12 protein-coding genes and 2 pseudogenes are annotated in these 25,018 nt (G+C 43.5%); all 14 read left to right on the top strand.

The annotated features are described in order from the left end of the window. Window position 1: 1 nt before the first annotated feature. The 14 genes and pseudogenes from QWZ05_RS20135 (at window position 2) to QWZ05_RS20070 (ending at window position 24,939) form a co-directional block, all read left to right on the top strand. The gene (locus QWZ05_RS20135) at window positions 2–2,068 is read left to right on the top strand and encodes a chemotaxis protein (RefSeq protein WP_290300291.1); all 2,067 of its coding nucleotides are present in this window, start codon (window positions 2–4) and stop codon (window positions 2,066–2,068) included. After that, on the top strand, window positions 2,068–2,724 hold the full coding sequence (locus QWZ05_RS20130) for an OmpA family protein (protein ID WP_290300290.1): 657 nt from the start codon (window positions 2,068–2,070) through the stop codon (window positions 2,722–2,724). Before QWZ05_RS20135 ends, QWZ05_RS20130 begins: the two co-directional genes overlap by 1 nt. Then, window positions 2,717–4,738 carry an EH signature domain-containing protein gene (locus tag QWZ05_RS20125; protein WP_290300289.1) on the top strand — a complete coding sequence of 674 codons (2,022 nt, stop codon included), beginning with the start codon at window positions 2,717–2,719 and terminating at the stop codon, window positions 4,736–4,738. Before QWZ05_RS20130 ends, QWZ05_RS20125 begins: the two co-directional genes overlap by 8 nt. An 82-nt stretch (window positions 4,739–4,820) precedes the next feature. Continuing rightward, entirely contained in the window at window positions 4,821–5,969 is a 1,149-nt protein-coding gene (gene csm6 / locus QWZ05_RS20120) for a CRISPR-associated ring nuclease Csm6 (RefSeq protein ID WP_290300288.1), read from the top strand. A 12-nt stretch (window positions 5,970–5,981) separates the two neighbouring features. Then, a pseudogene (locus tag QWZ05_RS20115) lies at window positions 5,982–6,215 on the top strand (hypothetical protein); the annotation flags it as partial. A gap of 256 nt (window positions 6,216–6,471) precedes the next feature. After that, window positions 6,472–6,810 (top strand): hypothetical protein, encoded by a 339-nt coding sequence (locus QWZ05_RS20110; protein WP_290300286.1) that lies wholly within the window; start codon window positions 6,472–6,474, stop codon window positions 6,808–6,810. A 57-nt stretch (window positions 6,811–6,867) separates the two neighbouring features. Continuing rightward, entirely contained in the window at window positions 6,868–10,260 is a 3,393-nt protein-coding gene (locus QWZ05_RS20105) for an STY4851/ECs_5259 family protein (protein ID WP_290300285.1), read from the top strand. 15 nt (window positions 10,261–10,275) lie between these two features. Continuing rightward, on the top strand, window positions 10,276–16,503 hold the full coding sequence (locus QWZ05_RS20100) for a DEAD/DEAH box helicase (RefSeq protein WP_290300284.1): 6,228 nt from the start codon (window positions 10,276–10,278) through the stop codon (window positions 16,501–16,503). A gap of 287 nt (window positions 16,504–16,790) precedes the next feature. Further along, a pseudogene (locus tag QWZ05_RS20095) lies at window positions 16,791–17,915 on the top strand (IS3 family transposase). Window positions 17,916–18,387: 472 nt separating this feature from the next. Further along, complete coding sequence (locus tag QWZ05_RS20090; protein ID WP_290300283.1) at window positions 18,388–18,564, top strand: hypothetical protein; 177 nt, start codon at window positions 18,388–18,390, stop codon at window positions 18,562–18,564. Window positions 18,565–18,621: 57 nt separating this feature from the next. Further along, window positions 18,622–18,978, top strand: coding sequence for a hypothetical protein (locus QWZ05_RS20085; protein ID WP_290300282.1), 357 nt, complete (start codon window positions 18,622–18,624; stop codon window positions 18,976–18,978). A 472-nt stretch (window positions 18,979–19,450) separates the two neighbouring features. Next, entirely contained in the window at window positions 19,451–19,912 is a 462-nt protein-coding gene (locus QWZ05_RS20080; protein ID WP_290300281.1) for a GNAT family N-acetyltransferase, read from the top strand. 219 nt (window positions 19,913–20,131) lie between these two features. Continuing rightward, on the top strand, window positions 20,132–22,375 hold the full coding sequence (locus tag QWZ05_RS20075; protein WP_290300280.1) for an McrB family protein: 2,244 nt from the start codon (window positions 20,132–20,134) through the stop codon (window positions 22,373–22,375). Between the two features lie 2 nt (window positions 22,376–22,377). Continuing rightward, entirely contained in the window at window positions 22,378–24,939 is a 2,562-nt protein-coding gene (locus QWZ05_RS20070; protein WP_290300279.1) for a nuclease domain-containing protein, read from the top strand. Window positions 24,940–25,018: the final 79 nt, after the last annotated feature.

Below are 25,018 nucleotides of genomic sequence, written 5' to 3'. Positions count from 1 at the left end.
TATGCTAGACAGCGTCGCAATCATATCGGGTGATGGGGTAACAGATATTATCATCATCACAACGTTAGCTTTGTTCTTCTTTTTCGCAGTGCGTGAAATAAAGGCTACTTGGGGGGCAATCTCGCAGCTTAAAGCTATCGCCGGCCTTAAAAACAATCATTCTTCAGACCTAGTAGAGCCTGAAAGCTTATCGGAGCCTCAACTTAAATGGTTGGCTGAACACCTAGTTTATACGCCTACCGAAAATGGTCTGAAAATAGAGAGCAAAGCGGGGCTTTGGTTAACGAAGTCACCTCTGTCTCATATGCTTCCATCTTGTGATTCGACCCGCTACAAGTTGGTTCCTGCTCTCTTAACCAGCATAGGCATCACTGGTACGTTTCTAGGGATCACGCTTGGCTTAAGTCAGTTCAGTATGGCTGGAGATTCCAAAGCGTTGCTGAGCTCTGCTGCTGAGCTCTTGGAAGGTATGAAAACAGCTTTTTACACTTCTCTAGCTGGTTTAAGTAGCTCAGCCGTGTTTATGGCTTTAATGAAAATGTCTTCAAGCCGTCTTTCTAAAGCTCAAGGAGCATTCTTAAAAGCTATTTCAAGTCAATACTTCGAGGCGAGCCCAGTCCATTATCTGAAGAACATGTCGAATGAAGGGCAGCAGGAAGTGGTTGCCGCGCAGTTGCGTTCTGCTTCAGCTATCGAAAGCATGAGCCAACAGTTTAGGGATACTGCCGCTTCCCTTAATAACCTAGGTGACTCATTCGATGGCAATGCAATAGCGGAGAAAGTATCTGAGGCAGTCAGGGGATCAATCGAAGACCAGCTTACGCCTGCAATGCAAGCGATAAGAGGAGAACTCTCTGCTCTTAGAGACATCAAAGAGCAATCACAAAAAGAGCTAGTTGAGTTGCTCGTGGATAAGATGAAATCAGAGTTGATTGACCCTGTATCAGAAGAGCTTAAGAAAACAAGTGAAGCAGTCTCTCAGAGTAATGAAGTTTCCGCTCAGCTTAATGCTAATGTTGAGAAAGTGGTGACCAGCACTGCGCAAACTGTAGAGACAATCAACGAGTTCCAGAAAGATACAATGGACAAGTTGCAACAGTTTGCTGAATCACTAAAGCAAATTCTCGCGAGCTTTAAAGACGACACTCAAGGAGCGATGTCTACAATCGCGAAAGAAGTCCAAACATTGCTTGATGGCGCTTCGAAAGGTCTGGAAGAGCAGAGGGATGCCTTTGAACTCAGTGCGGGAAGAGCTTCTGCAGCTTTCGAAGGAATCAAAACGTCAATGGATGGAGCGCTAGACGAAAGGCAACAAAAAGAACATGCATTGTTCGACGGTGTGGAGACTCGAATCAATGCACTCATCGAAGGTTCAAGTGCTGCATTCAAACAACAAACAGATGTGTTGGAAGCTGTAGGTGACCAAGCAAGTAGTTTAATGACTTCAGCGAAGCAAGAGTTGGAGTCAGGCTTGGGCGACATTGATGAAAAAGTTAAGTCGATGTCGACAACTGTTCAAAAAGAACTAGAAGCTTTCCGACTGCAGTATCAACAGAATCTAACATCGTACTTCGAGCAGCAGAATTCGCTTCTAGAAGGCAGCTTGAGCAAGCAACGTAATGGTCTCAATGAAGTTGTAGAGAATTTCCGCAAAGTCTTTGAGAGCGAATACCAAGCCCGCCACAATCTGCTTCAAGAACTCACAGCACAGTATCAAAAGCTAGAAGCATCAGCTCAAACAGTTGAGCGTGTAGCGAAGGCTATTGGGTTAAATGAAGCGTCGAGAATGGCAGAGCTTCAAGATGCTGCGCAAACAATGGGAAGACAAATCGCACTATTGAAGAAAGAGTATGCAACGGCTTCTGCGTCGTTTACCGATGTGACAGAGAACCTGCCGAAAGCCATGGACGAATACTTCTCGCGAGCAAATGAGAGCTTTGAAACTTTCTTCAATGATTTCGACCAATCGGCAAGCACGATCCATAATAAACTGTCACAAGCAGCTGGCTACTTGATTAACGCTCAAGTTCAAAATCGAGAATTTGAAGCAGATAGAGCGGAGGCTTGATGAGGAGTTTATCCCACTCACCAAGAACTGCAGATGCAGAAGAGTCTGGTGTATGGCTCTCGGTCGGGGATTTAATGTCAGTCTTGCTGATGATCTTCGCCTTGCTGCTCATCAGCGCCTTGGTTCAAATTTCTGAGGTATATGAAGAGAGTCAAAATACTCGAATCGTGATTATCAAAGATATCAACGATAAGTTGAATGCCGAGGGAATTGGTGTCCAAGCTGATCCCGAAACAGGTGATATCTCAATTACGGATTCAATCTTATTTGACCTCAACGACTATAAATTGAAAGCGTCAGGGCAAGAGTTTTTGGAAAAGTTCATTCCAATATACTCTGATGCGATTTTTCAGTCTCAAGCTACCGCTGACGAAGTTAGCCGAGTTGTGATTGAGGGACATTCGAGTTCCGAAGGCGCGTTTGACAGGAATATGGAACTGAGTGTTTTACGCGCAAACAGTGTTATCGCTTTCGTTAACTCAATGGAATTTAGTAATAAACAGCGCTTCTTCGATAAGGCGGTAATTTCTGGACGAGGCCCCATTGAAGCTCGACAAGACGCAGCCGATGCGGCTGACCGTAAGGTGAAGTTCCGCTTTCAGTTCAAAGATGAAGAGTTTCTTGGCAATTTCTCAGAGGTGAAAAAAGTTGAGTAGTTCAGGTTTTTCGTTCTCACAGCCGAGATTACCTAGCTCAAATAAGTTAACCAGCCATTCATTCGATGAGTTTCTGGAACTAGGAATTACTGACGACAGGACACCGAGCTTTCCACCAAAAACACTCATGCAAATAGTGGCGCTCGTCTCTGCTCAAAGGTCAGACGAAGTTCATGTTTTCGAATGGTTAGAAGCGATTGAAAGCGAAGTCCAGTGGAAAAACTTAAACGAGCAAGAACGTGAGCGTGCTTGTGTTGCGGTCTGGACCGGTGTTGGTAGTCAGCTGGTGCTTGGAGATATTGCGCTGTTCAAGATGGGGCTAGCGTTAGATGGAAAAGCAACGAGTGTAGTTTCTGAACTTGTTGAATCGATAGATATAGCGAGAACCGTGCCTATCTGGAGTGCGATAGATCAAGCCAAATTGGATTGGCTGTTGGCGCTAAAAACAAAAGATTTTGATGAAATGGCATCGCTTTGCTACCAAGGTAAACAGACTTTAAGTGGCTATATTAAGTTTTTGAGGTTGCCTCAAGCTAACAGTTACAAGGCAGAGTTGGCTAATTGCCTGCTAAGTCCAATATCGGATGGGAATCTATCAGATTTTGATGATGTTTGGCTTGCCAACAACTTTTACGCATTAGACACCACTCAACAAAGAGTTGATTTTTGTGAGCGCTTTATAGGCAAGCTTGAACAATTCGATTACGGAGACCAGTGTGCTGAAATCATAGAAAATCACTGTTTTCCTCTAAAGAAAAACAGCTACTGGCCTCAACTTGGTGGCGCATCAAAAGCAGTGTTAAAAAAGAAATTTGGTTTAACAAGTTACTTTGATTTGCATGCAATTTCTGCTGCCCTCTACTCTGAAGAGGCGGCTATTCAGCTTGATTTTAACGATTACCAAACCCGCCAGATTAGAAGTCGTTCCAAGTTCTGGTCAAATTACAGTAGTCGATTTGAACGAGTCAGGGTTTTACTTCCGAGCGAGAGCTATAACTGGGTTGAGTCTCAAAATGGGGGCCTGCCCGAATTCGTACATGTGTTGCCAAACTCCACAAATACAGACAGTGAGATCTATATCTTTGAACTAGATAATTTGCTTGTTGTTGAGTTTCTTCGAGGAACCATTGCAGAAACGCGATTTTATAAAAAGAGTGACTGGAATACACAAAAGTTGTTTGATAGCGAAGCTCTGACAAGTGAAGACATTCGCACTATGACTCAGCTTGAAGTACATGACCACCTTGATTTTTGGCAACACTATTGTGAAAAGCTTCTTAGAACCAAGTTTAAAGTCCTTCCAAATAATGGCACTAAATCCTTCAAAGGTTTATCGAAAGCACTAGGCCAGTACTCCGAGAGCAGAGGTCTTCCAAAACCAGACGAAGGGATGGTTCAGAAACGTAAGGCGAGTTTAGAAACGTGGATTGAAAGATTTTGGGAAGCAGAGGTTAAAACCGGCAAGTTTGGTGAGTTGCGTGGGCTGGCTCAAAAAAGCACTTTGTATTTGTCAAAAGCGATCATGGCTAAGCAACTTGGGAACCAAGCAGATTACGAGTTATTCATAAAAAAAGCTGCCAATCAAGGAAACCCAGAAGCTATGTGGCAGCTAGGAAAAAATATGCTGTTAGGCACAAATAGTGACGCGAGAACTCGAAAGTATGGAGAGGATTGGGTGTCCAAAGCTGCTTCGTGCGGGCATCAAGAGGCAATGGAGACTGCTAATCGTTTCAGGATTTCTTTTCAGGACAGTATGAAAGGCTCTTCAAGAGATAGTAGTGCGTTCATTAACGGTGCTCGAGACAAAGCTGAGTGGGATGAAATGAACCGTGAACGAAGTCGCTATTTGAAAAGTAAACATCAAAAGGAAGAAAAAAATTATCAGGAAACTGTGGATGTTCTCGAAGAGGTCTATAAGCCTTCGTGGAATAATAGAGATAAAGAGGAATGGAGTTCTATTAATCGAGCCAGAGCCAAGCGACTGCGAGAAAAGTTCAAAGTGAACGAGAATTAGCTGAATCATACATAGTTTCGTTAATGAGGCTCTGAAAGTTCAGATTTCAAGGCCAGAGTAATTTCTCATTTGAGTGAATAACATGAAAAACATTTTGCTTTCAACTACAGGCGCAAGTCCTCAGGTATTAACAGAAACACTCTATGCCATAGCAAAGAGCGGGCGGCCATTTCCAGATGAAGTGTATGTCATCACCACACAAAGCAGTAAAGATGTTTTGCTCAATGGTCTAATTCGAGACGGTCATCTAGAAGCGCTGAAAAACGAATGTCAACTGCCAGAGTTCACCTTTGATGAAAGCCATGTTTGGTTGATAGAGGATGATAAAGGCGAGTATATCGACGACGCCAAATCCATCGAAGACCAAACCTTTATGGCTGATTTCATTACCAAAAAAGTGTTTGAGTTAACTCAATATGACCACACGGCAATTCATGCGTCGCTAGCTGGTGGACGAAAAACTATGGCATTCTATTTTGGTTATGCGATGTCCATGTTCGGGCGCTCGCAGGACACATTGAGCCACGTGTTTGTCGATGATGCTTACGAGTTTGTTAGAGATTTTTGGTATCCGACCAAGAATCAAAAGTGGGTTACGGGTAAAAATGGCCAAGGTGAAGTCGATGTAAGTCAGGCGACGGTAACATTGGCAGAAATTCCATTTGTTAGGATGAGAAATGCCGTTGACCCAACAGTGCTATCCACTATGGCTAATCTTTCTTTTAGTCAAACGGTGGGCATGTTGAACTCCTCTCGAGAGGGAGAGCTGTCCGTTACCATCGATGGCTCATCCAAATTGATTTCCACATTAGGCATAGATGTTTCACTGACAGCCAAAGAGCTGGCGTTCTATCTTTGGCTTTTAGACAAAGGTACTGAGGGTTTACTTGTTGATCGATACTTTGAAGATCAACAGACGCACAGCATCGATTTTCTAAACACTTACCGCCAGTTCGCACGTGACCCAAGGGTATTTGGCACCTTTGGCACCACACCTGAAGATTTTGCAGAGAGCGATTACTCATCATTATCTGGTATGAGCAAAGACTTCCTACAGCCCATTTGTTCGACCATAAATCGCAAGCTTAAGAAAGCCTTACCAACTCAAACAGCAGGTATGTTGGAGGTAACGTCGATTTCTGAAGGCGTAAACCAGCGTTATTCAGTTGCACTTTGTCGTCCAGATATCGAAGTGACTGTCATCAACAAGCATTGTGAATCTGAGAGTTAAAGGAAAGATACTATGGCTAAATCTAACTTTGAGTTCCTGAAAGGCGTTAACGATTTTCTATTTGCTATCGCTCGTGCCGCAGAAAAAAATTATCCTGATGACCCGAATACAACTCTGGTCAAACTCAGAATTTTCGGAGAGTCGACGGCAAAGCACCTAGCAAAACTGCTCGATATTGAGATTCTCGAAAATCAAAACGATCTACTACGCGAATTAGGCAAGATCCCTTTTGTAGATGACAGCATCAAGATGGAGCCGGTGATCTTGTGCTGATTTACCCACGACATGATGGATTTCAAGAGCCGATAGAGTTCTCATTTGAGTTTACTAAAGACCTGCGGTTGTGGGTTGTCCCGTTTGAAATAGAGCAGGGCGGACTTAGTCGATTGATTACCAGAGACTATCACCCATTTCACAAGCTTATGAAGAGTGAGCCCCCGCATTTGTGAGTTAAGCTCTGAGCTATTGTAATGCTCAGAATTGTAATAAGAATGAACCGCTAATGATTAGAGACAAACTATTAGACAGGCTTTTACTCGAATTTGGTGAACCAGCACGCGTCACTAAAAAGGTAAATGCATGGCATATCACAAGTCAGTTCGGCATCGTGATTGAGGTCGACACGCCAAAAGATGGGTCGTATGCCAATGTCTGGTTACCCGAACCATTTGGTGAAGTGACATTACCAGAGATCCCAACAACGCATTATTCCGAAGACAAAGGGCGCCACAGCAACACGTACAGCACGCCTGGTCTAACGCGAGGGGAGTCGGCGCTTAAAATCAAGGTACAGACCTTAGAGCATATTGAAATGTTTTTGGGGTATTTGTTGCCGCAGTAACGGCTCTGTTTTAGTCAATTAGAAAAGTAATAATAACGTCAGTTAGGTAGGGACAATATGAACACATTCAGACACTGTATTCGGTCAATTTTGTCTTTTAGAGATTTAGACAAAGTGACGGGACAACCACTTTATAGCTATAAGCTCAGCGATAACGAGTTTGAATTATTGAAACAATCACTGTCAGACAGTTTACGAAGCAATAGCATATCCAGTTACGTTCCGACGGCTATCAGTTCTGAATGGTCTGGGGCCTTTGTATTGTTTGCCTCGGAGTGGTGGCGCAGAGAGTTTTCAGGTGGACATTGGAGTTGGGAGCCTGTTTTTGGTGCTTTAGGTATTCATGAGTCAGAGCTTTCTCCAGCGCAGAGAAGTCGTATGGTAGCCGCTGGCTGCCGCTACTGGCGAAGGCCAATTCTAATGAATGCGCAAGGTCATATGTTTCTGGGAACAGTTGCTGTTGAAGGGGGACTGCCGCTGCAGTTGGTGACCGATTCAAACAGTAAACTCGCCTATTACTTTGAACAGGTGATTCAAGACTTTGGTAAATACACATTATCAAAGCCTGATTCATTGGCGATAGCAAAAGCACATGATCATCATATTGCGTCTTCATTTAGAAACGATGCGGTTTACTCAGTGGTCGGTAAGATCGCTGAAGCGATTTTTTCTTTGGCCGATCAGCATGACCTAGGTAAGCAGGAAGATCCCTTAATGTATCTTGACGTCGTTGAGCCCAACTGGGTAGATAGGCTGCCACTCAACATAGAGCATACGGTCGCTAAGAGCTTGTTAGACAGGGCGTTAGGTAAAGCGATTGTTGTTCAGCGTAAAATGCCGGAAACGATTCGTTTACTTCGCTCGTTAAAGCCACAGCACAACAGGCATGCTTTTACGGTCGATGATATAAGTGAGGTTGAAGTAAACTACGTTTGCTCGTTAGAACTAACGTTGCGTTCTCGCGTCAACACACTTTACATTCAGCAGCTATTTAACATGGCGAGCTTACCTGAACGTTTCAGTCTTTTCTCTGTAGGCAAAAAACCGCTTCTTGTGGCGAAGGCCTTTCGCCCCAAAAATACCCCGGATAGATACTTAGTAGATGTCCTTGAAAGCCAGCTGCCTGCAGATTGGTTTAGCTGTGAAATAGAGTTGATGGCCAGAGATGATCAAGGTGAGACGTGGTTTGCTCCTGTAATTGGAGGTAGCTCGGCATCTGATAAAGAACCTTGGGTATTCATCGAGAAAGAAGAGCAATGGGTGTTCTCGGGCGCAGGGGACGTTATCTGTGAGGCCAGCAAGGCAATCATTGCGACTCAACAAGGATATGTTGTCGAATCGGCTTCAGAGCAATGCGAGGTCATAGCCAGTTCTGCTTTGCAAGATGTTCGTCAGCTTACATTGCTTCGAGAGGCTGGTCGATACAAGGTCGGTCAGTATCAAATCGTACTTGGAGGTGAGAGGGTTCAACCCAAAGAGTATGTGTGGCAAGGTGACGTTTTACCATTTCAAACAACGCCACAAAAAAGCTTCATAGGCACCCCAAAACTTATAGAACTGAATGAGCAAGGTGTTCGAACTCCGATACAGGATAGCTCGGTTCATTGGCACGATCTGAACAAGCAACAATGGTCCTCTTTGAGCACACTACCATCGGGTAAAAGTGAGGTTCGATACACAAATCAGTCAGGTACCAACAAGCACTTTCGAATTGCTAGTGTTCCGAGTGATTTTCGAGTTGATTTAATTCCTGCTAAGGATCTTAGCCAAGGCAGAGTAATCATATCAACCAGTTGTCCCCCTTTGGTAGCATTGGCAAAAGACAACCATGATCATGTCAAAATGGAGTTGTCTTCAACGGAGCAAGCAGTAGTTCTCGAACTTAGTGCCAATGGCGCTTACCCGCCAGCATACATAGATCTCGAAATTTGGTGGCAAGATAAGCCTAAATCTATAGAAATGAGATTGCCTTTCCCTAGTAAGGGAGTGTGTTTACTTGACGCTAAGCAACAGAGAGTCGACAACCACAGTGAGATCTTGGTTGATAGCTTGAGTAGCTATGAGTTATACGGTTGTGGATTAGACGGTGAGATTGAGGTTCAGTTCTCGCTGAAAGCTAAGGACGTCAGAGGTGCCTTTGCTCGTTCTGCTTTTTATAAAACGGTGCTCTCTTCGGTCGAAGATATGTCTGCTGGTTTATCACTCTCCGCATTTCGTTCTAGCATTCAATCTCTATTTGCACTTTCGACAAGCCTGGACGCAAAAGTAAAAATGGAGGTTATGCATCATGGCCACGAAGTTTTTTCCGTTGATCTCGCACTGTATCAATGTTCACTCTTACCAGACCGTTCTAATAGCCATGTAGTTTTGAGCTCAGCGGCGAACTCACACCTAGATAATATCTCAGCTATAGACTTGTTTACCATTCCCCTAGGACAACCAGACCAGACGCCTATTCCACTGAAACTAGAGTCTGTAGATGATTCTGAACGCTATTGTTGGCATATGCCTGACGAAGAGCTCGAGCCGGGCGCTTGGTTAGTTTATTGCAACGAACCTAAATTTGGCATTCGACCTGTTATGTGGACGAAAGAACTACAACTTCTTCCGACCCCTAAAGGCGCTTTTGAAGCTGCTGCCGGCATTAGTCGAAACATTGATCGCATCAAAGCCTTCAGTCATGCAGCAAAAGAGTTAGCCGCTGACTACTCATCGGTTGAGTGGAAGTACGTTCGAACATTATTAGCTTTCAATCAAGTACCTTTGACGACCTTCGATTTATGGCGCGGAGCCTCTCAGCAACCTGAATTCATGCTTGCGTTGTTACTGCAGGCTAACAAGTCAGAAATCGAAGCGGTATGGCAGATGGATACACAGTTTCCTATGTTGTGGACTTCACTCGATATTCAGCAGTCTATTAAAGTAGTTCGAGCCTACTATGACTACTTGCTGGACAAACTAGGTGGAGAGGGTATGGAAGAGCTGGTCCAAGACAGGATTATGAAAAAGCTATCGGAGTTAGAATCTTTCTTTCCTAGCCTTTCTTCGCTAATACAGTTATTAGGCGTCAAGATTGCTTTCAATTTAGAGAAGTCCTTTATAGAGGTCGGTGATTATACCGCTCAACTGCGAGCCATACGTGGTCAATTGGCACAGCGGAAGTGTGAAAATGAATGGCCATGCCATAACGCGAACGATGTGTTTGGGCGGGTGATGCAAAGAGTGCACAGACAGATCGTAGAGCTGTGTCTCACTGGTGATTACTCATTTAAAAACAATGTAATGAACGCTCCCGTCCTGCTTGCACTGGCGACGGCTGGACATGCTGATTTACGAATGACCGCTGAGGTGGTTCATGCGATGCGAGAATATCGTAGGTTTGATGAAACCTACTTCGATGAAGCGTTTAATCTGACACAGAAATTAATTATTGGTTTGCTCAACGTTTAGTTTGGAGACAGCGAAATGGAATATTTTGAATCAATTATTGATCAGCTAACGAAGCGTGCTGCGAGAGCAACACTTGGGCAATTTGGACTTCGCTCTAAACCTCTCAGGGAGTTTCTATGGAATGCCTTTAGTCAATCGCCGGGTAACGATGGGGCATTTCTAGGGGACCCTGTGTTCGAAGCAACCTTTGGTTGGAAACCACACACTGAACCCATGACCGCCTTATCAGGCAGACTATTGGAGAGCCGTCTGGTCAGTGCGATGGAAAATCCTCCCAAAGAGCTTCGTGATGACTATAAGTTCGAGAGTAGTTGGTATCCCTATGCCCATCAATATGAGGCTTGGGAACATCTCTCTAAATCAGAACCTCGGTCAGTGATTGTTAGTAGCGGTACTGGCTCAGGTAAAACAGAATGTTTCCTTGTTCCAATTCTTAACGACATTGTAAGACGCCAAAGCAAATCAAACGGTGTTGAGGCGCTGTTCTTGTATCCTCTAAACGCTTTAATTAACAGTCAGCGCGATAGACTTGCAGCTTGGACACATGAGCTTGGCGCTGATGTAAAGTTTTGTTTGTACAATGGCGAGACTAAAGAGAACGTGCCCGCTGCCAAGCAACGCATCCAGCCGAATCAACAGCTTTCTAGAAAGGCATTACGTTCCGACCCAGGACAAATCTTAGTTACCAACGCGACGATGTTGGAATACATGTTGGTTCGTCAAAAAGATGAGCCCATTTTAGCTAAATCCAAGGGCAAGTTGCGTTGGATTGTCTTAGATGAAGCTCACACATACATAGGTTCTCAGGCTGCAGAACTATCTCTGTTGCTACGAAGAGTTATGCATGGTTTTGATGTCACTCCAGATCAAGTTCGATTTGTAGCGACCTCTGCGACGATAGGCGGTAAGGATTCAGACACCGAACTGAAAGCATTTTTGGCGGATGTGGCTGGTGTGGATATATCTCAAGTTTATCTTGTGAAAGGCCATCGTGAAGTCTCGTCTCTTTCAGAGCTTGAGTCGCCATATGCAATGGATTTGGAAGCAATAAATGCCATTGCCAGCATGAGTGAACGATATAGGGCGCTAGAGTCGATAGTGCCGCTTCGCATTCTTCGTCAAACCTTAAGTGCTGATGACAACCGCTTGTCACTCCTTCAAATAAGAAAACTCCTATCAGCAACAGATGAACTGCTGAGTGAAGAAATCACACTTAAATGGTTAGACATTTGTGCTTCAACCACAGATTCCAGCGGGATGGCCTTTATTCCATTTCGTATGCACCTTTTCCATAGAGTCTCGGGGGGCCTTTGGGCGTGCTCAAATCCGAGTTGCTCTGCAAAAACGAACACGCCTCTCGATAGCATAGAGTGGCGCTTTGGCAAGGTGTACATGTCACGTAGAGAAAAGTGTTCGTGCGGTTCTCCTGTGTTTGAAATGACCAGTTGTAACGGCTGTGGCACAAGTCTTCTATTAGCAGATGAAAGTATTGCGAAAGAGTCTGGTGATACCGTTCTAAGTTTGACCAAACCAGAATCCAGTGTGGACGATTTCTCTTTGGATATTGAGTCCGACGACATCGATTCGTATGAAGATGCTGACGCTGATGATGGTGACGTACACTCTAGGTTGTGTATTTTAGCGGAGCAACCATCGGATGAGACGGGCTCTTACTGGCTGAATAATGATCGAGTTTTGAAAAGCGCGAGCTTTAAACAGGCATATTTGGTCAACAAAGTCGAAGGCTATGAGAAGTCCAACGGCAATGGTTTGGGGTTGCGATGCCCATGCTGCCAACATACTAAGATCCAGAACTTTGAATTCTACCGCCATTTCCGCAACGGTGCGCCATTCATGTTATCGACGGTGATCCCTACCTTGCTAGAGTTCTGCCAAGATGGCAAAAAAGAGCAACTAAAAGGTCCGTGGAACGGCCGTCGGATGATTACTTTTACAGATAGTCGGCAAGGCACAGCTCGTTTTGCTGCTAAATCACAACAAGATGCGGAAAGACAGTTTCTGCGAGCAGCTCTATTCCATTTAGTCGCGGATAGAACACTGAAAAGTGGTACTTTGACCCCTGAGCAACGTGCAGACCTTGAAAAATATAAAGCTCGATTGGATACGTTCAAAGAGTTAGGTGATGACGACATGGTTGAAATCATTGAGGAAAAAATTGCGTCGCTAGCAAATGCTGGTGATGTTTCTATTCCTTGGTCTGATGTTGAGCATGAGTTGGCCAAAGAGAAGGAGCTTCAGTATTGGATTAAGGACTCTTATCAGCGCTTTGATGAGCAAATGAGTATGGTCAAGAACCCGCTATTGCTTGCGAGATTGCTGTTATTGAGAGAGTTTAATAGCCGACCAAAGCGACAAAACACCTTGGAGACATTGGGGCTCATTCGATTGGAGTTTGCTGCCATAAAAGACAAAGGCAACACAGCACCACCAGAGTGGAGGCAATTAAACTTCTCAGTAGATGAAGCTCAAAAATCGTGGGTCGACTTTCTGACACTATGCCTTAACTTCCATGTGCGAGCTAATAAAGCGATTTCTCTCAGTGAAGAACAGCAACGTTGGATTGGCGCTAAGTTCTCTCCCGGATTAATTATAGCGCCGGATGATGACAGTCAATATCGTAACATTCAAAGTTGGCCTCAAGTTAGAGGTGGTAGTGTACAACCACGACTTGTAAGGTTGTTGGTCACTGCATTTAATCTTAACCTTGACGAGAAAGAGGACAGGGTAAGTATAAATATCATTCTGCAGGAAGCGTGGAAGGTATTACAACGTCACGTTCTCTCTGCCAGTGGAGATGGCTATCGACTCGAACTCGAGAAACAGGTCAGTTTTAGCCTTACAAAAGACAAGTGGCAGTGTCCTCATACACAAAAGATCATTGATACACCCTTACAAGAGGTGTCACCTTACCTCAATGTTAAGGGAGCTCGTCAAGGCCAGCTTTGTCGCCTTCTACCTACGCCTTCATACCCGTACCCTTATGGACGAGACGTTGAAGATGGCTCTCAGGTAACTCTGGAACAAGTAAGAGGTTGGCAAGAAAACGAAGAGGTAACGTTCCTACGTCGCGAGAATGCTTGGTCTGATATTTCAGACAGAATTGTAGAACGAACACCATACTTCAGGGTTGCTGAGCACTCTGCACAGTTACCTGCGAGTTTACTAAGAGACTACGAGGACAAGTTTAAAGTAGGAGCTATTAATGTTCTTAGCTGTTCCACTACGATGGAGATGGGTGTAGACATCGGTGGTATCTCGGTCGTTGCCATGAATAATGCGCCGCCAAACCCTGCTAACTATCTGCAGCGAGCGGGTCGAGCTGGCCGCCGTGGAGAGAGCCGCTCCGTAGCACTAACGCTCTGTAAGAATACTCCACATGGTGAGCATATATTCGAGCAAACTCGTTGGGCTTTTGATACCCCTATCCATGTTCCCAATGTTTCACTGTCGAGTGAGTATATCGTTAAGCGTCATATCAATGCACTATTGCTTTCCGTATTTTTGAGGACGCGTCCCCTTAGTGACAATGCGCTGCGTTTGAGCTGCGGTAATTTCTTTATTCCTCTCCATGATAGCTGTCCAGCCCATGCAGAGCTGTTTGCAAGTTGGTGTCGAACGGATGCTTTGAATGAGATTGAAGCAGGCTTAGAAACACTTCTTAAGCGCACAATATTGCAGGAAACAGCGAAGCACCAACTAGTGAGAGATGCCGCTAGTCAAATTGAAGACATTCTAGGGCGCTGGAAAAAAGAACACGAGTTGTTGATTGAACAAAGCGAGGAGATAAAGAGTGACAGCAATAGACTATCTACTGCTCAAGCTGCTGTTGAAACTCAAATTCAACGCTTGGAAGGGGAGTATTTGCTGTCTGAGCTGGCTCGAAAAGGCTTTTTACCTGGATATGGCTTTCCTACGGATGTTGTGTCGCTTAACAATGACAATATTGAATCGATCAATCGCCGCAAAAACGCAATACAAGCAGCAAAGCAAGCGAAGTCTGCGAAGGATAATCAGCTAGAGCATCGTATCGATAACTTATATAGCGCCAGAGACTATCCATCGCGTGATCTGTCTGTTGCTATCAGGGATTACGCACCGGGAGCAGAAGTTGTTCTGGACGGCCGCGTTTATCAATCTGGTGGTGTCATTCTCAACTGGCACAGCCCTGCATCGGCAGATCAAGTCAGTGAAATCCAATCTTTATTGTGGGCATGGCGTTGTAACCATTGTGGCTCTAGCGGGGTTGACAGAGCACTGCCAACCAGTTGTAAAAGCTGTGATTCTGAGTTGGAACCGAATACTTACCATCGTTTTATCGAGCCGGGTAGTTTTGCGATTGATATTCGTAACAAACCACATAACGATATCTCAAAATTGACCCATATCCCTTTTCAAGATCCGTGGGTGACTGTTGAGAAAAAAGATTGGGTAGAAATGAGTGTAAACCCAAGCGTTTTGTTTAAATCTAGCCATGACGGCCATGTCTACTACCACAGTACAGGTTTATCTAATCGTGGATACGCTCTCTGCCTAGAGTGTGGTCGGATGGAGCCTATGCCTGATGATGACTCCGTAACGGCTCACAAGGTTCTTGAAGGACATACGCGTCTTCGTGGCGGTAAAGGTGAGTTAGAGCGTGAAAGTGAAGTCTTCTGTGGGGGCAATGAGCGAGATTTTGCGATAAAAGGACCAATCGAGCTGGGTCACAGTACACATACTGATGTGTTTGAACTGCTGCTATTAAATGCGGACGGTTCTGTCTTGAGCAATAGAACCATCGCTCGATCCATTTCTGTTCTGCTTAGAAATGAGTTGGCAGAGAAGCTTGGTATTAACAGTGATGAAATTGGCTGTACGACAAAGCCGGTTAATTATGCTGAACAAGAAGCTCAAGCTATTGTGCTTTACGACTCAGCAGCTGGAGGCGCGGGTTTTTCAATCAAGGCTTCTGAGTATATCGTTGAGTTATTGCAGAAATCTAAGCGTAAAGCGGTCAGTTGTTCGTGTGATAGGGCATGTCACCGTTGCTTAGTTGATTATTCTACTCAACACGCGCTAGAGCTATTAGATAGAAGGGCTGTGATTGGCTTTTTAGATAATGACTTTTTTAATCGAATACTACTACCCAGCGAGTTTGAGCTTTTCGAACGTGACAACCAGAGAGAATTAAAACCACTGGGTGTTGCCATTGAACAGGCTATTGCACATGTTAGGGGGCCTGTCCTCAATGTATATATATCGAAGAAAGCACTGGCAAATCTTGAAGCTTGGCCATTAATTAACTCAATTTATGATTGGGCGAGAGAGCGAAGGCTGAACTTAGTGCTGTCAGAGAGCGAGTTGTCTCATTTAGACATTTCAGAGCAAATTAGTTTATCTTGGCTTTCAAGTCACCCAAACATTGCTTTGAAGCAAACGAAAAATGTAATACCAGACGGCCAGACTATATTCGCTGAAGTTGTAGAAGACGATCTAGCTCAGTGTTGGGGTATTATCGATGAGCATGAGTCACAGTTGATAAAGGGCTTTAGAAAGACACCGACACTAGCGGAGTGCGTCCTAGACATCTTAAAGGATCCTGAAAAAGTGGGGAGTGTTTCCATTCACCAAGAACTTGATGGACCAGCAGATCGGTTCGGATCCCTATTCTGGACAAGCGTGCTTAGGTCATCTGATCTTCTAATGAAGAGAATGCAGAAGCACAAGATAACAGAAATCATATATCAAGATAGATACCTGGTGGCACCTCTTCCTATGAGCCTATGCCTTCGAGCAGTTGGTGCCATACTTGGTCATTACGAAGGATGCCGAGCTAGTATAGTAACGGGAGCACTGAAAACAGAAGCTGAACTAGAAAAAGAACCGTACAGGAAGAATCAAAGCGAAAATAAAACTATTCAAGATAACTGGCGAAGTGAGGAAGAGCGTCAATTAGTTTTGGATGAGGCCATTTATCAGTCTGGTTTAGATATCGCGTTTAAGACAAGAGACAAGTATTCGTTACCTCATGCCAGAACTATGTCGCTAGTTTTTGATGATGGCGTGACAGTGCAGATTTGGCTGGATCAAGGGTTTGGGTATTGGTGGGTTGATAAATATTCTAACGAGAATGGGCTAGACCCGCATGAGCCAATAGAGCATTCGGCTCGTGACTTGCTATATGCTGATTGGAAACTGCGAAGTGGTAAGTGGCCGACAGCGATATTTTTCTCGGGTGATTGAAGAAGGACACTTGCTAGCCATTAACTCTGACAATAGGCACCTAGTATTGAGAAATACAGGCTAGGTGCCTATTGTCTGCTCAAGCAAAGCCAAGTTCGGCCATGCTTTCTACGCATAAAGTCTCGATAGATTTGATTGATGAAAGTTGTGCCGGATTCATTTGTCCACCGAAAACTTGATAGGTAAATGAACTAGCAGACTTGAACGAAGAAGTGGCCCCCAATTTTCGGACATGACTTTAAGTGATTGATCTGTTTGTATAGTACCTAAAAATACTGGAATAGATTATGACTAGAAAACGTAGAAACCACTCACCCGATAAAGCTAAGGTAGCGCTTGATGCTGCTAGAGGTGATAAAACTGTCGCTGAGTTAGCTCAGAAATACAACCTTCACGCTAACCAAATCTCTACATGGAAAAAAGAACTGCTCGAAAATGCAGCCATGATTTTTGCCTCTGAAAGCCAGTCAGGCAAGGACAGCTCTGAAGAAGTGGACAAACTGCACGCTAAGATTGGTCAATTGACGATGGAAAATGATTTTTTGGCCAAAGTGCTCGGTCGTTAGACCGAGCCCAGCGAAAGAGCTCGCTGGTTAAATCCACCCAATTGCCAATAAAGCGCCAGTGTGAGCTTCTCAGTATTGCTCGCTCTACTGCTTACTATCAAACCATAGGACTCTCTGCTGAAGAGATTGAACTGCGCCGCATGATTGATGAAATTCACCTTCAGTATCCGTTCATGGGGAGCAGACGCATTCGAAATGAGTTGGCTAAAAAAGGCCATAACGTTAATCGTAAACGTGTCGTTCGTCTCATACGAGACATGGGTATCGGGGCTATTTACCCCAAGCCTCGAACGACCGACCCTGGCGAACAAAGCACACAAGGTTTATCCCTACCTTTTGCGTGATATCGAAGTCACTTACCCGAACCAAGCTTGGTCGATTGACATCACGTATATCCCTATGGCTAAGGGGTTCCTGTATTTAGTCGCCATTATCGACTGGTATAGCCGAAAGGTGCTCTCTTGGCGGCTATCCAACACGATGGACACGAGCTTTTGTATCGAAGCCCTTGAAGAGGCGCTTAAACATTATGGACCGCCAGATATCTTCAACTCAGATCAAGGCAGTCAGTTTACCAGCACCGAATTCACACAGAAGCTAATCGAGCATGGAGTCAGGATAAGCATGGATGGGAAAGGACGCTGGGTCGACAATGTTTTCATCGAGCGATTATGGAGAAGCCTGAAATATGAGGAGGTTTACTTAAAAGCTTACACCACACCCCGAGAAGCAGAGCTTGAAATCGGCCACTACATGGTGTTTTATAATGAGGAGCGTAACCATCAGGGACTCAATGACCTCACCCCTGATGAAGCCTACTTTGGTAGGCAGAGATACGCTGCATGAGCTGGATCAACCACTTAAGAAGTTAGCTTATGTGTCCAACCATTGGGGTCCACTTCTATTATTCTCGGCAGCTTACTATCTTTGAACATTGTATATTGTCATGGTTTGAACACTTGACGACGCATCACAAGGAAAGGGTATTACGTTATAGAGCTGACCACTCACGGATAAAGTATAAAGAGATCGATTTTATTGCGTCTAGCGAGCATGGTCACAAATTCTGTGAGCCAAAACTGAAAAAAATTATAAAGATACGCTGGGTTTTAATGAATCTGATTTGCGTCAGTTGGATGCGTCAACACGTGGGGCACAAGGAGGATATCCACTCAATGGGGCGCTGGCCATTTCAATAGACATGGGTTTTATCTACACCGGTGAATCGGGTGTTAAGTCTAATAGTAATGCTTATACAGCCGTTAATGTATTAGTAGAAAAATTTGAAGAAGTGTCTATCAGGCACCAACGCATCTAGTTGGACTCAAGAGACATTGTCGCCATTGGGTTGTTAGAAAACTGGTTGTCGCAAGAGCAAATTAGCGAGCTTAAAGAGGCTCATGACGCCAACTTTAACCCTATGTCAGTTATGCCAGAGCTGCATGCTATTCCAACTAATACTCCGTTTGTGATGCTAAGTGCATATCAACATTGATCAGGTGGCTTGAATTTTCATTAGCGTTTATGCGCTAACAAATGATAGGAGATAATTATGAGAACAAAACAACGTGTTAGAAATGAAGGTTTTGGAGTACTTTCAAAGGTTCAACGTGATCGCTATAACAATCTAGTGATTACAAACTCTGATGGTAAAAGCTTGAAGATGACTACCAAGTACCCAGAAATTGGGGAAATAGAAGCTAAAGCGACACAGCTCCTTGGCTGCACTGTTGCAGTGTTCACATCACAAACTACGGCTAATTGGTCTACCTTAGAGTACTTTTGTGATCTTGAGAGGCTGGGTTCAACTCGCAGTCAAATGGCTTCAGAGCCCAGTGCCGACAATTTCTGGAACAACATTTCCGGTGAAGATGGTTATATTCGCAATGGGGTGTATGCACCTAAGTAAAACGATCATTCTCACATTTTTATGAGATATAACCACGTTGATAGTTTTTTAGGGGGCGTGGTATGCAACGTCGTTAGGTTAACCTTCTGATGTTAAAGATAATTTACCTGTGAGTACCTAAAGGCTCAAATTTGGAATAGTCGTTATTCCAAATTTACTATTATAACTGTGTAAAATTACACAATCGATGTCATTTGATGTGATTTGATAAATATCTACGCAAACAACGATGTTATTGTCGATGTATAAAAGCCAATAACTAATTGATTGACATTGATCTAGTGTAAAGAATCTATGTGCAATCTATTACGCTACTCAGTGCGTCATGTTGTTAACCTGGTAGAGGTCACTGTGAATCTCATACCTTTGTAAGCTTATAAACAAGTAGTTAACTAACATACATTGAGCAATTATCCCTTGGTTTGGTATCCGAGCTGATACCACATCAATGAAAAATCAAAGGTATTAGTCAATGAACAATCAAGAAACCGTTGAGCTAGCGTTTACAGTTTTTCAACGAGCAATCAACAAGAATCTGATTTCGCTTACTAAGTGTGAGCTACACGAGGACCTGTATATGCATTTCGATCAACCAGAAAGTCAAACACGGTTCTCTTACGCACTGCTTGCAAATGGTGGAAGAGTAAAAGCGTATTGTGTGGCTGTTTTAGGTCAGCAGTACGAAGGAAAGCTATGTTTCGATGTAGGCGTGACTACATTTAAAAAATTCAGAAGTCAGGGGCATGGAACCGCCGTGTTGATGAAAGCTATCGATGAGCTAAAAAATGGATTAAGCCGTAATGGCGTGAAAGAGTTTTACATAGAGCTAAAAGTAGACAAAGGAAACGAAGTTAGTCACAAACTTTGTCGAAAGATTGCTGACGATACAGTTGAAACTGAGGCTGGTACCAATTATTTGAAACTAGTGTCCTAATCCTTTGACTAAGGTTCCTTTCAAAGATACTTAAAATCAATAGGCAACTCATAGCTCTTTCAATAAGTATAAACTGTGGGTAAATAGAGCCTCTTGAACTCAAATATACATAAAGTGAGCTCGTTCAAATTAACGAACATAAAGCTCAACATATAATCAAAGTCAAAGATTTGTGCATTTGAACGCTCGACTAGCGAAAGTGATTGATTAATTTAAAAAATGAAAAATTTAATTAATAGTAATGCTGATGTGAAGTTGACCTTTCATATAAATGAACTTGTTGACCTAACTGATGATCAGTTATTGGAAAAGCTTAAGAGTTCATGGGGCTTCGAAGGGCAACCAATTTCAGTCTGGGGACGACTTAGACGTGGTGACGGGATGATTGAGTATCAGTTAGATAGCATTCATCACGCCGTAACAAACGAGCGACTAGAGTATCCACTCTCAGCTCGTTTTCCATTACAGAATGGTGTTTTTGTTCATGCCAGCGCAGGGCGGTACTACCACGACGGTACTAATAATAACTTTATCAAGGCCGAGTTAGATCTCTCTCCAAAACGAGAGCGGGAAAAGCACGAAAACCCTTTCGAATTGAATGTTGTCTCTAAATCGATAGAGTTATTGGAAGATCTTCCGATAGATAGAAGTGAGCTAGCAGAACTTGAAGAGGGCATCCAAGGCCTGGTGTTTGGTTCGCCTGAGCATACGATGATAAGTCGTTCTGTTTATCTTAAGGAAGTCGAACGTTTGCAATCTGAGTTTGCAGAGAACAAAAAACAACACAAGTCGGAACTCTCGAGCATAAAGCGGATTTTTGATGATGTGAACAGCCAGCTGTCAAAGAGTCGAAAACAAAAAGAAGCATTTGATTCAGAAAGTGAAGCTTTAGTTGTAGAGATTAGCGCCCAACAGAAAGAGCTCGATGAAATGAAATCTCTGCAGGATCAAGTCGAAAATGAACATCAGCGTGCAACAGCTGAACTACGAATTAAATTTGAAAGGCTAGAGCAAGAAATGAGTAAGAAAATCGAACGTCTAAAGCAATTTGTTGAAGAAAAAGCGGGCTTTCTTAAAGATTTCGAGTTTATCGATGAAGATGTTTACGCTGACCTATCGGGTAAAAGGCCGACTCTAGAAAGCAGTGAAAATGGCTTGAGTTTTTCTAAAGACTTTGACTCGGACTATTCAAACCTAACGTCCTATTTGCAAGCTTACCTGAAAGAGCAGGGGCAGTATTACTCACGTCATATCGTTGAAAACTACTTAACGTTATTGCGTACTAATGACCTGATTATCCTCGCAGGTGACTCAGGCTCAGGGAAAACCAGTCTTGTGCAGTCGTTCGCAGAAGCAGTGGGTGGTATAGCTAAAATTATCCCAGTAAAGCCGAACTGGACCAGCTCAGAAGATCTACTGGGTTACTACAATCCACTGGAGAAGAAGTATTTAGCAACCCCTTTCCTTGAGGCCCTGTTAGAAGCGAATCAGAATCCAGAAACGCCATATTTCATTTGCTTAGATGAGATGAACTTGGCTCGTGTTGAATACTACTTCGCTGATTTCTTATCTAAGCTTGAAGAGCGCAAACAACAGCCGGAGATCCAACTCTACTCTGATGATGAAGCAGCTCATGTGCTTTCAGAGTTACGCGGTGTGGTTTCCATTATCAGCGGCGCGAAAGAGAAACATAACAAGAATGGCATCGTGGATTTTGTTGCTCTCATGCAGGATGAAGAAGTTAATGCTGAAATAAAGCGAGCATTTGGATTCAGTGACAAAGACTCATTGATCAAATACCACGGTGATGTAAGAAGAATGCTTGCGGGAGTCATCGGCATACCTTCTACGATTACAATTCCAAAGAATGTGCGCATCGTTGGGGCAATCAATATTGATGAAACAACTCATTATTTGTCACCTAAAATTCTCGACCGTGCTCATATCATGAAGTTCAAAAGTCCATTACTAACTGACTGGACCGCGATTGAGCAAGAGATTGAAAACTACAATTTAGAGGATGTGAGTAAACCAGTTCGCCTTTCTATTGATGAGCTCGGTGTTCGAGAGGCGTACCCAAACTTCACCCCAGCCGATGAGTTCTGCCGCCTCTTTACTGACTTTAATAGAGAGCATTTCCATCCATTGGGCGTTGAATTTGGTATGCGTACTATTCGACAAGGTCTGAATTACCTAGTGTTGTTTAAAGAGGTTAACCCAGATAATCAGCTAGCATTGAACAATTTCTTGCTACATAAGGTGTTGCCAAAATTCACATTTGATGGCTCTAAACCGATTGGTGACTTGGATAAGTTGACTCATATTGAGCGAGTTTTCTTAGCTCAAGTAGAAGATAAACTGTTAGAACTGACGGTAGCAGATGAGTTTTCTGCACTTCAAGCGATTAGAGATATAGCTGAGGCTGCAAAAGCTAACGATGACGTAGTGAATTACTGGGCGTAGCAATGAGCAGTGCGGTGTTTGAAGTCAAATATATTGAGACTCGTTGGCATGACAAGGTAACACTAGTTGATGTCGTTGAGTCTCAATACTCGCTGCAAATGGATGAGATATCAAACGATAGCTTTGATGCCTACACTACTATTTACCCAAAGGTAGATGATTTGCATCGCTCTCAAATCGCTATCTCTTACCTAGATCGACGTTTTATGTCGCCACCCGTTATTGTAGCCGCCGATGGAAAGGTAATACCGTTAAAAAAAATTGTCCACCCTGAAACAGGGAAGATATGGTGGATTGAACAAGGTGATTGGAATCAGCAAAATAAAGCTTGGTTAACTAATACCCATAGAACAGCGGGTTCGATTCGTTTTCGAATTGGCAAACAGTCTCTTAATCTACACATCACATTGAGTGGTTCTTCTAAAGAAGAGTTGGATAAGTACCTTGTCGACTTTAAATCTGACATGTGGGAATTGGTGTTAGATGAGAACAGCTATATCCAAGGTGAAGCAAAGCAGGGTACCGTCGGCAGCGTTGATGAAACGACACTAAAATTGGTTGATTCTATTATACATGCTGCACGTAACGTGTTGAAGCAGCCAAAATCAGAGCTTCGAGAGATTCAAACTCTTAAACCAAGGCAAGCAGTAAAACCCGTCCCTCGTACTTTTATGGAAATTGCTACTAAGGGAAGCTCACGACTATTGACAAGTCGAAGTACTAAGCCAAATTTCAATGTTTCTGAAAATAGTTATGTGCTGTATGTCCTTATGGCGACACAGCGCATTATCTCTCAGTTATGTCGTGTTTCCTCTAGCAAAACGGAACGCTATAAGAATGACCTGAAAAAGCTTGATGAGCGCCTTGATAGCTTAAAAGACCATAAAGTTGTAAATCGAGATCTTGTTGTAAAAGATTACAAACGTGCCAAGAGTGAACAAGATATCGACTATATAAATAGCGACCTGGCGGCTCGGTTAAGTCATATTAATTCAAGCAAGGCTCATCCTGGAAAAGTTCTGTATATACGCATAGAAAATGAGAATAATTGGGGTGGTAACTTTTGTAAGGTTAAGTTCAACTTCAATGAAGATTGGCGCCCGTATCCAGGGTTTAGGTACTCATCTGTCGACTTAAATGGGGCGTACAAAGAGCTGTTTAAACCGCACACCGAATACAGGTTATTGGCGGAATTCGCTACGACAGAGTTTGGTGCTGGCGTGAAACTTACACCTGTAGCTATTTCTAGTATTAAAGTCATTAATCAACCTCGGTGGTTGCAATATCGTCAGGATAGATTTAAAGCCATGGAACAGATGGCTATTTCTTTAGGGAACAGCGGATGGAAGAAACCACTATCCGCACAAGAGTTAGATGAGCAGAATAAAGAGCGTATTTCGATAGAAACTCGTAAACGTTTCTACAGCCAACACCTTCTTAATGTTACTTATGTTCAAGAATATTTAGCCCCTAAAGAAAAGCAATTGCGCGACTTGGTAAAGGGACTCATTTTTTTAGGGATTAAACCGAAAAGTACTTTCCCTAACTCGATGACGTTCGTTCAAAACCCTAGTTACCAAACTGTCCACGCTAGTTACAAAAAGTTTAGAGAGCAGGTTGGTTTGACTGATGAAGACATTCTGTTGGCTCTTGAAGAAGTTGACAGCATCGGGCTGGTTAATATTCCTTTGCTTTACGAACGCTGGTGTTTATTGCAACTAATTAAGTCGCTAACCCATAGTTTTAGGTTTGTTGCCGAAGAAGGATGGAAGCGTAAATTACTTAAAGTTCTTGTAGGTGGTCAGAGAGAAAATGAGGCAATTAGTTTTTCAAACACTCATTCCAAACGTAGAGTGGCACTCAGCTATGAACCCAGACTCACCAATGGAAGAACCCCTGACTTTGTTTTGGATATGGAGTTTGTGTCAAAAATAGGTGTTGAATCGAGTAAAAGAGTAGTACTTGATGCAAAGTTTTATTCTCGTGCTTTTATGAAGCTGCGTGGTGGTTTGTCTGGCGTTGTAGAAGAGCTCGCACTGAAAAAAGACTATTCAGAACAAGGTCAAAATCAAGTGTTTGTGTTGCATCCGACAAAAGAAGCGTTGTCTGATCAAGGAGGGCCTGTTTCGCCTCAAGCTTGGGGAGAGGTATCTTATTTGGGCGAGCTGCGTTTATTTGAATGGGAGCAACGTACCTTGCCACACCAGTATGGTGCCGTATGCCTTAACCCATTAATTTCGCATCAACATGCCGATGAGATGCAAAGGTTAATGGGAATGTGTCTTCAGTATGAAACCACCGCTACAGGAGAAAATGACGATGTTGATAATCCAAATATCTGTATAGGATGTGGTTCTACGTCATTGAGATTTGTTCAGCACACGCAGACAAACAAGGATAAAGTTTGGTATCAATGTAGCGAGTGTAGTTTGTTTACCGTTTACAACCACTGTGGAAGTTGTGGGCATCGATTAATTAAAAATGGTGAATATTGGACGTATCACGCAACGATGCCTTTGCAACCTACCAATATAAAGTGTCCACAATGTGAAGCGCCCGTTTAATGGTTTTGACTGACAAGGAGAAGGTCGGACAGATGGTGTGCCATAGCGATGAAAACACTAATACGCCACTCGAACTGTT

The organism is Vibrio agarivorans, from assembly GCF_030409635.1.
Lineage (GTDB): Bacteria > Pseudomonadota > Gammaproteobacteria > Enterobacterales > Vibrionaceae > Vibrio > Vibrio agarivorans.
This window is presented reverse-complemented; position numbering and strand designations above follow the sequence as displayed.

Bases quoted from the DNA above. Each gene is read 5' to 3' on its own strand.
- QWZ05_RS20135 (WP_290300291.1), top strand. From the start codon at position 2: ATGCTAGACAGCGTCGCAATCATATCGGGTGATGGGGTAACAGATATT.
- QWZ05_RS20130 (WP_290300290.1), top strand. From the start codon at position 2,068: ATGAGGAGTTTATCCCACTCACCAAGAACTGCAGATGCAGAAGAGTCT.
- csm6 (WP_290300288.1), top strand. From the start codon at position 4,821: ATGAAAAACATTTTGCTTTCAACTACAGGCGCAAGTCCTCAGGTATTA.
- QWZ05_RS20110 (WP_290300286.1), top strand. From the start codon at position 6,472: ATGATTAGAGACAAACTATTAGACAGGCTTTTACTCGAATTTGGTGAA.
- QWZ05_RS20105 (WP_290300285.1), top strand. From the start codon at position 6,868: ATGAACACATTCAGACACTGTATTCGGTCAATTTTGTCTTTTAGAGAT.
- QWZ05_RS20100 (WP_290300284.1), top strand. From the start codon at position 10,276: ATGGAATATTTTGAATCAATTATTGATCAGCTAACGAAGCGTGCTGCG.
- QWZ05_RS20085 (WP_290300282.1), top strand. From the start codon at position 18,622: ATGAGAACAAAACAACGTGTTAGAAATGAAGGTTTTGGAGTACTTTCA.
- QWZ05_RS20080 (WP_290300281.1), top strand. From the start codon at position 19,451: ATGAACAATCAAGAAACCGTTGAGCTAGCGTTTACAGTTTTTCAACGA.
- QWZ05_RS20075 (WP_290300280.1), top strand. From the start codon at position 20,132: ATGAAAAATTTAATTAATAGTAATGCTGATGTGAAGTTGACCTTTCAT.
- QWZ05_RS20070 (WP_290300279.1), top strand. From the start codon at position 22,378: ATGAGCAGTGCGGTGTTTGAAGTCAAATATATTGAGACTCGTTGGCAT.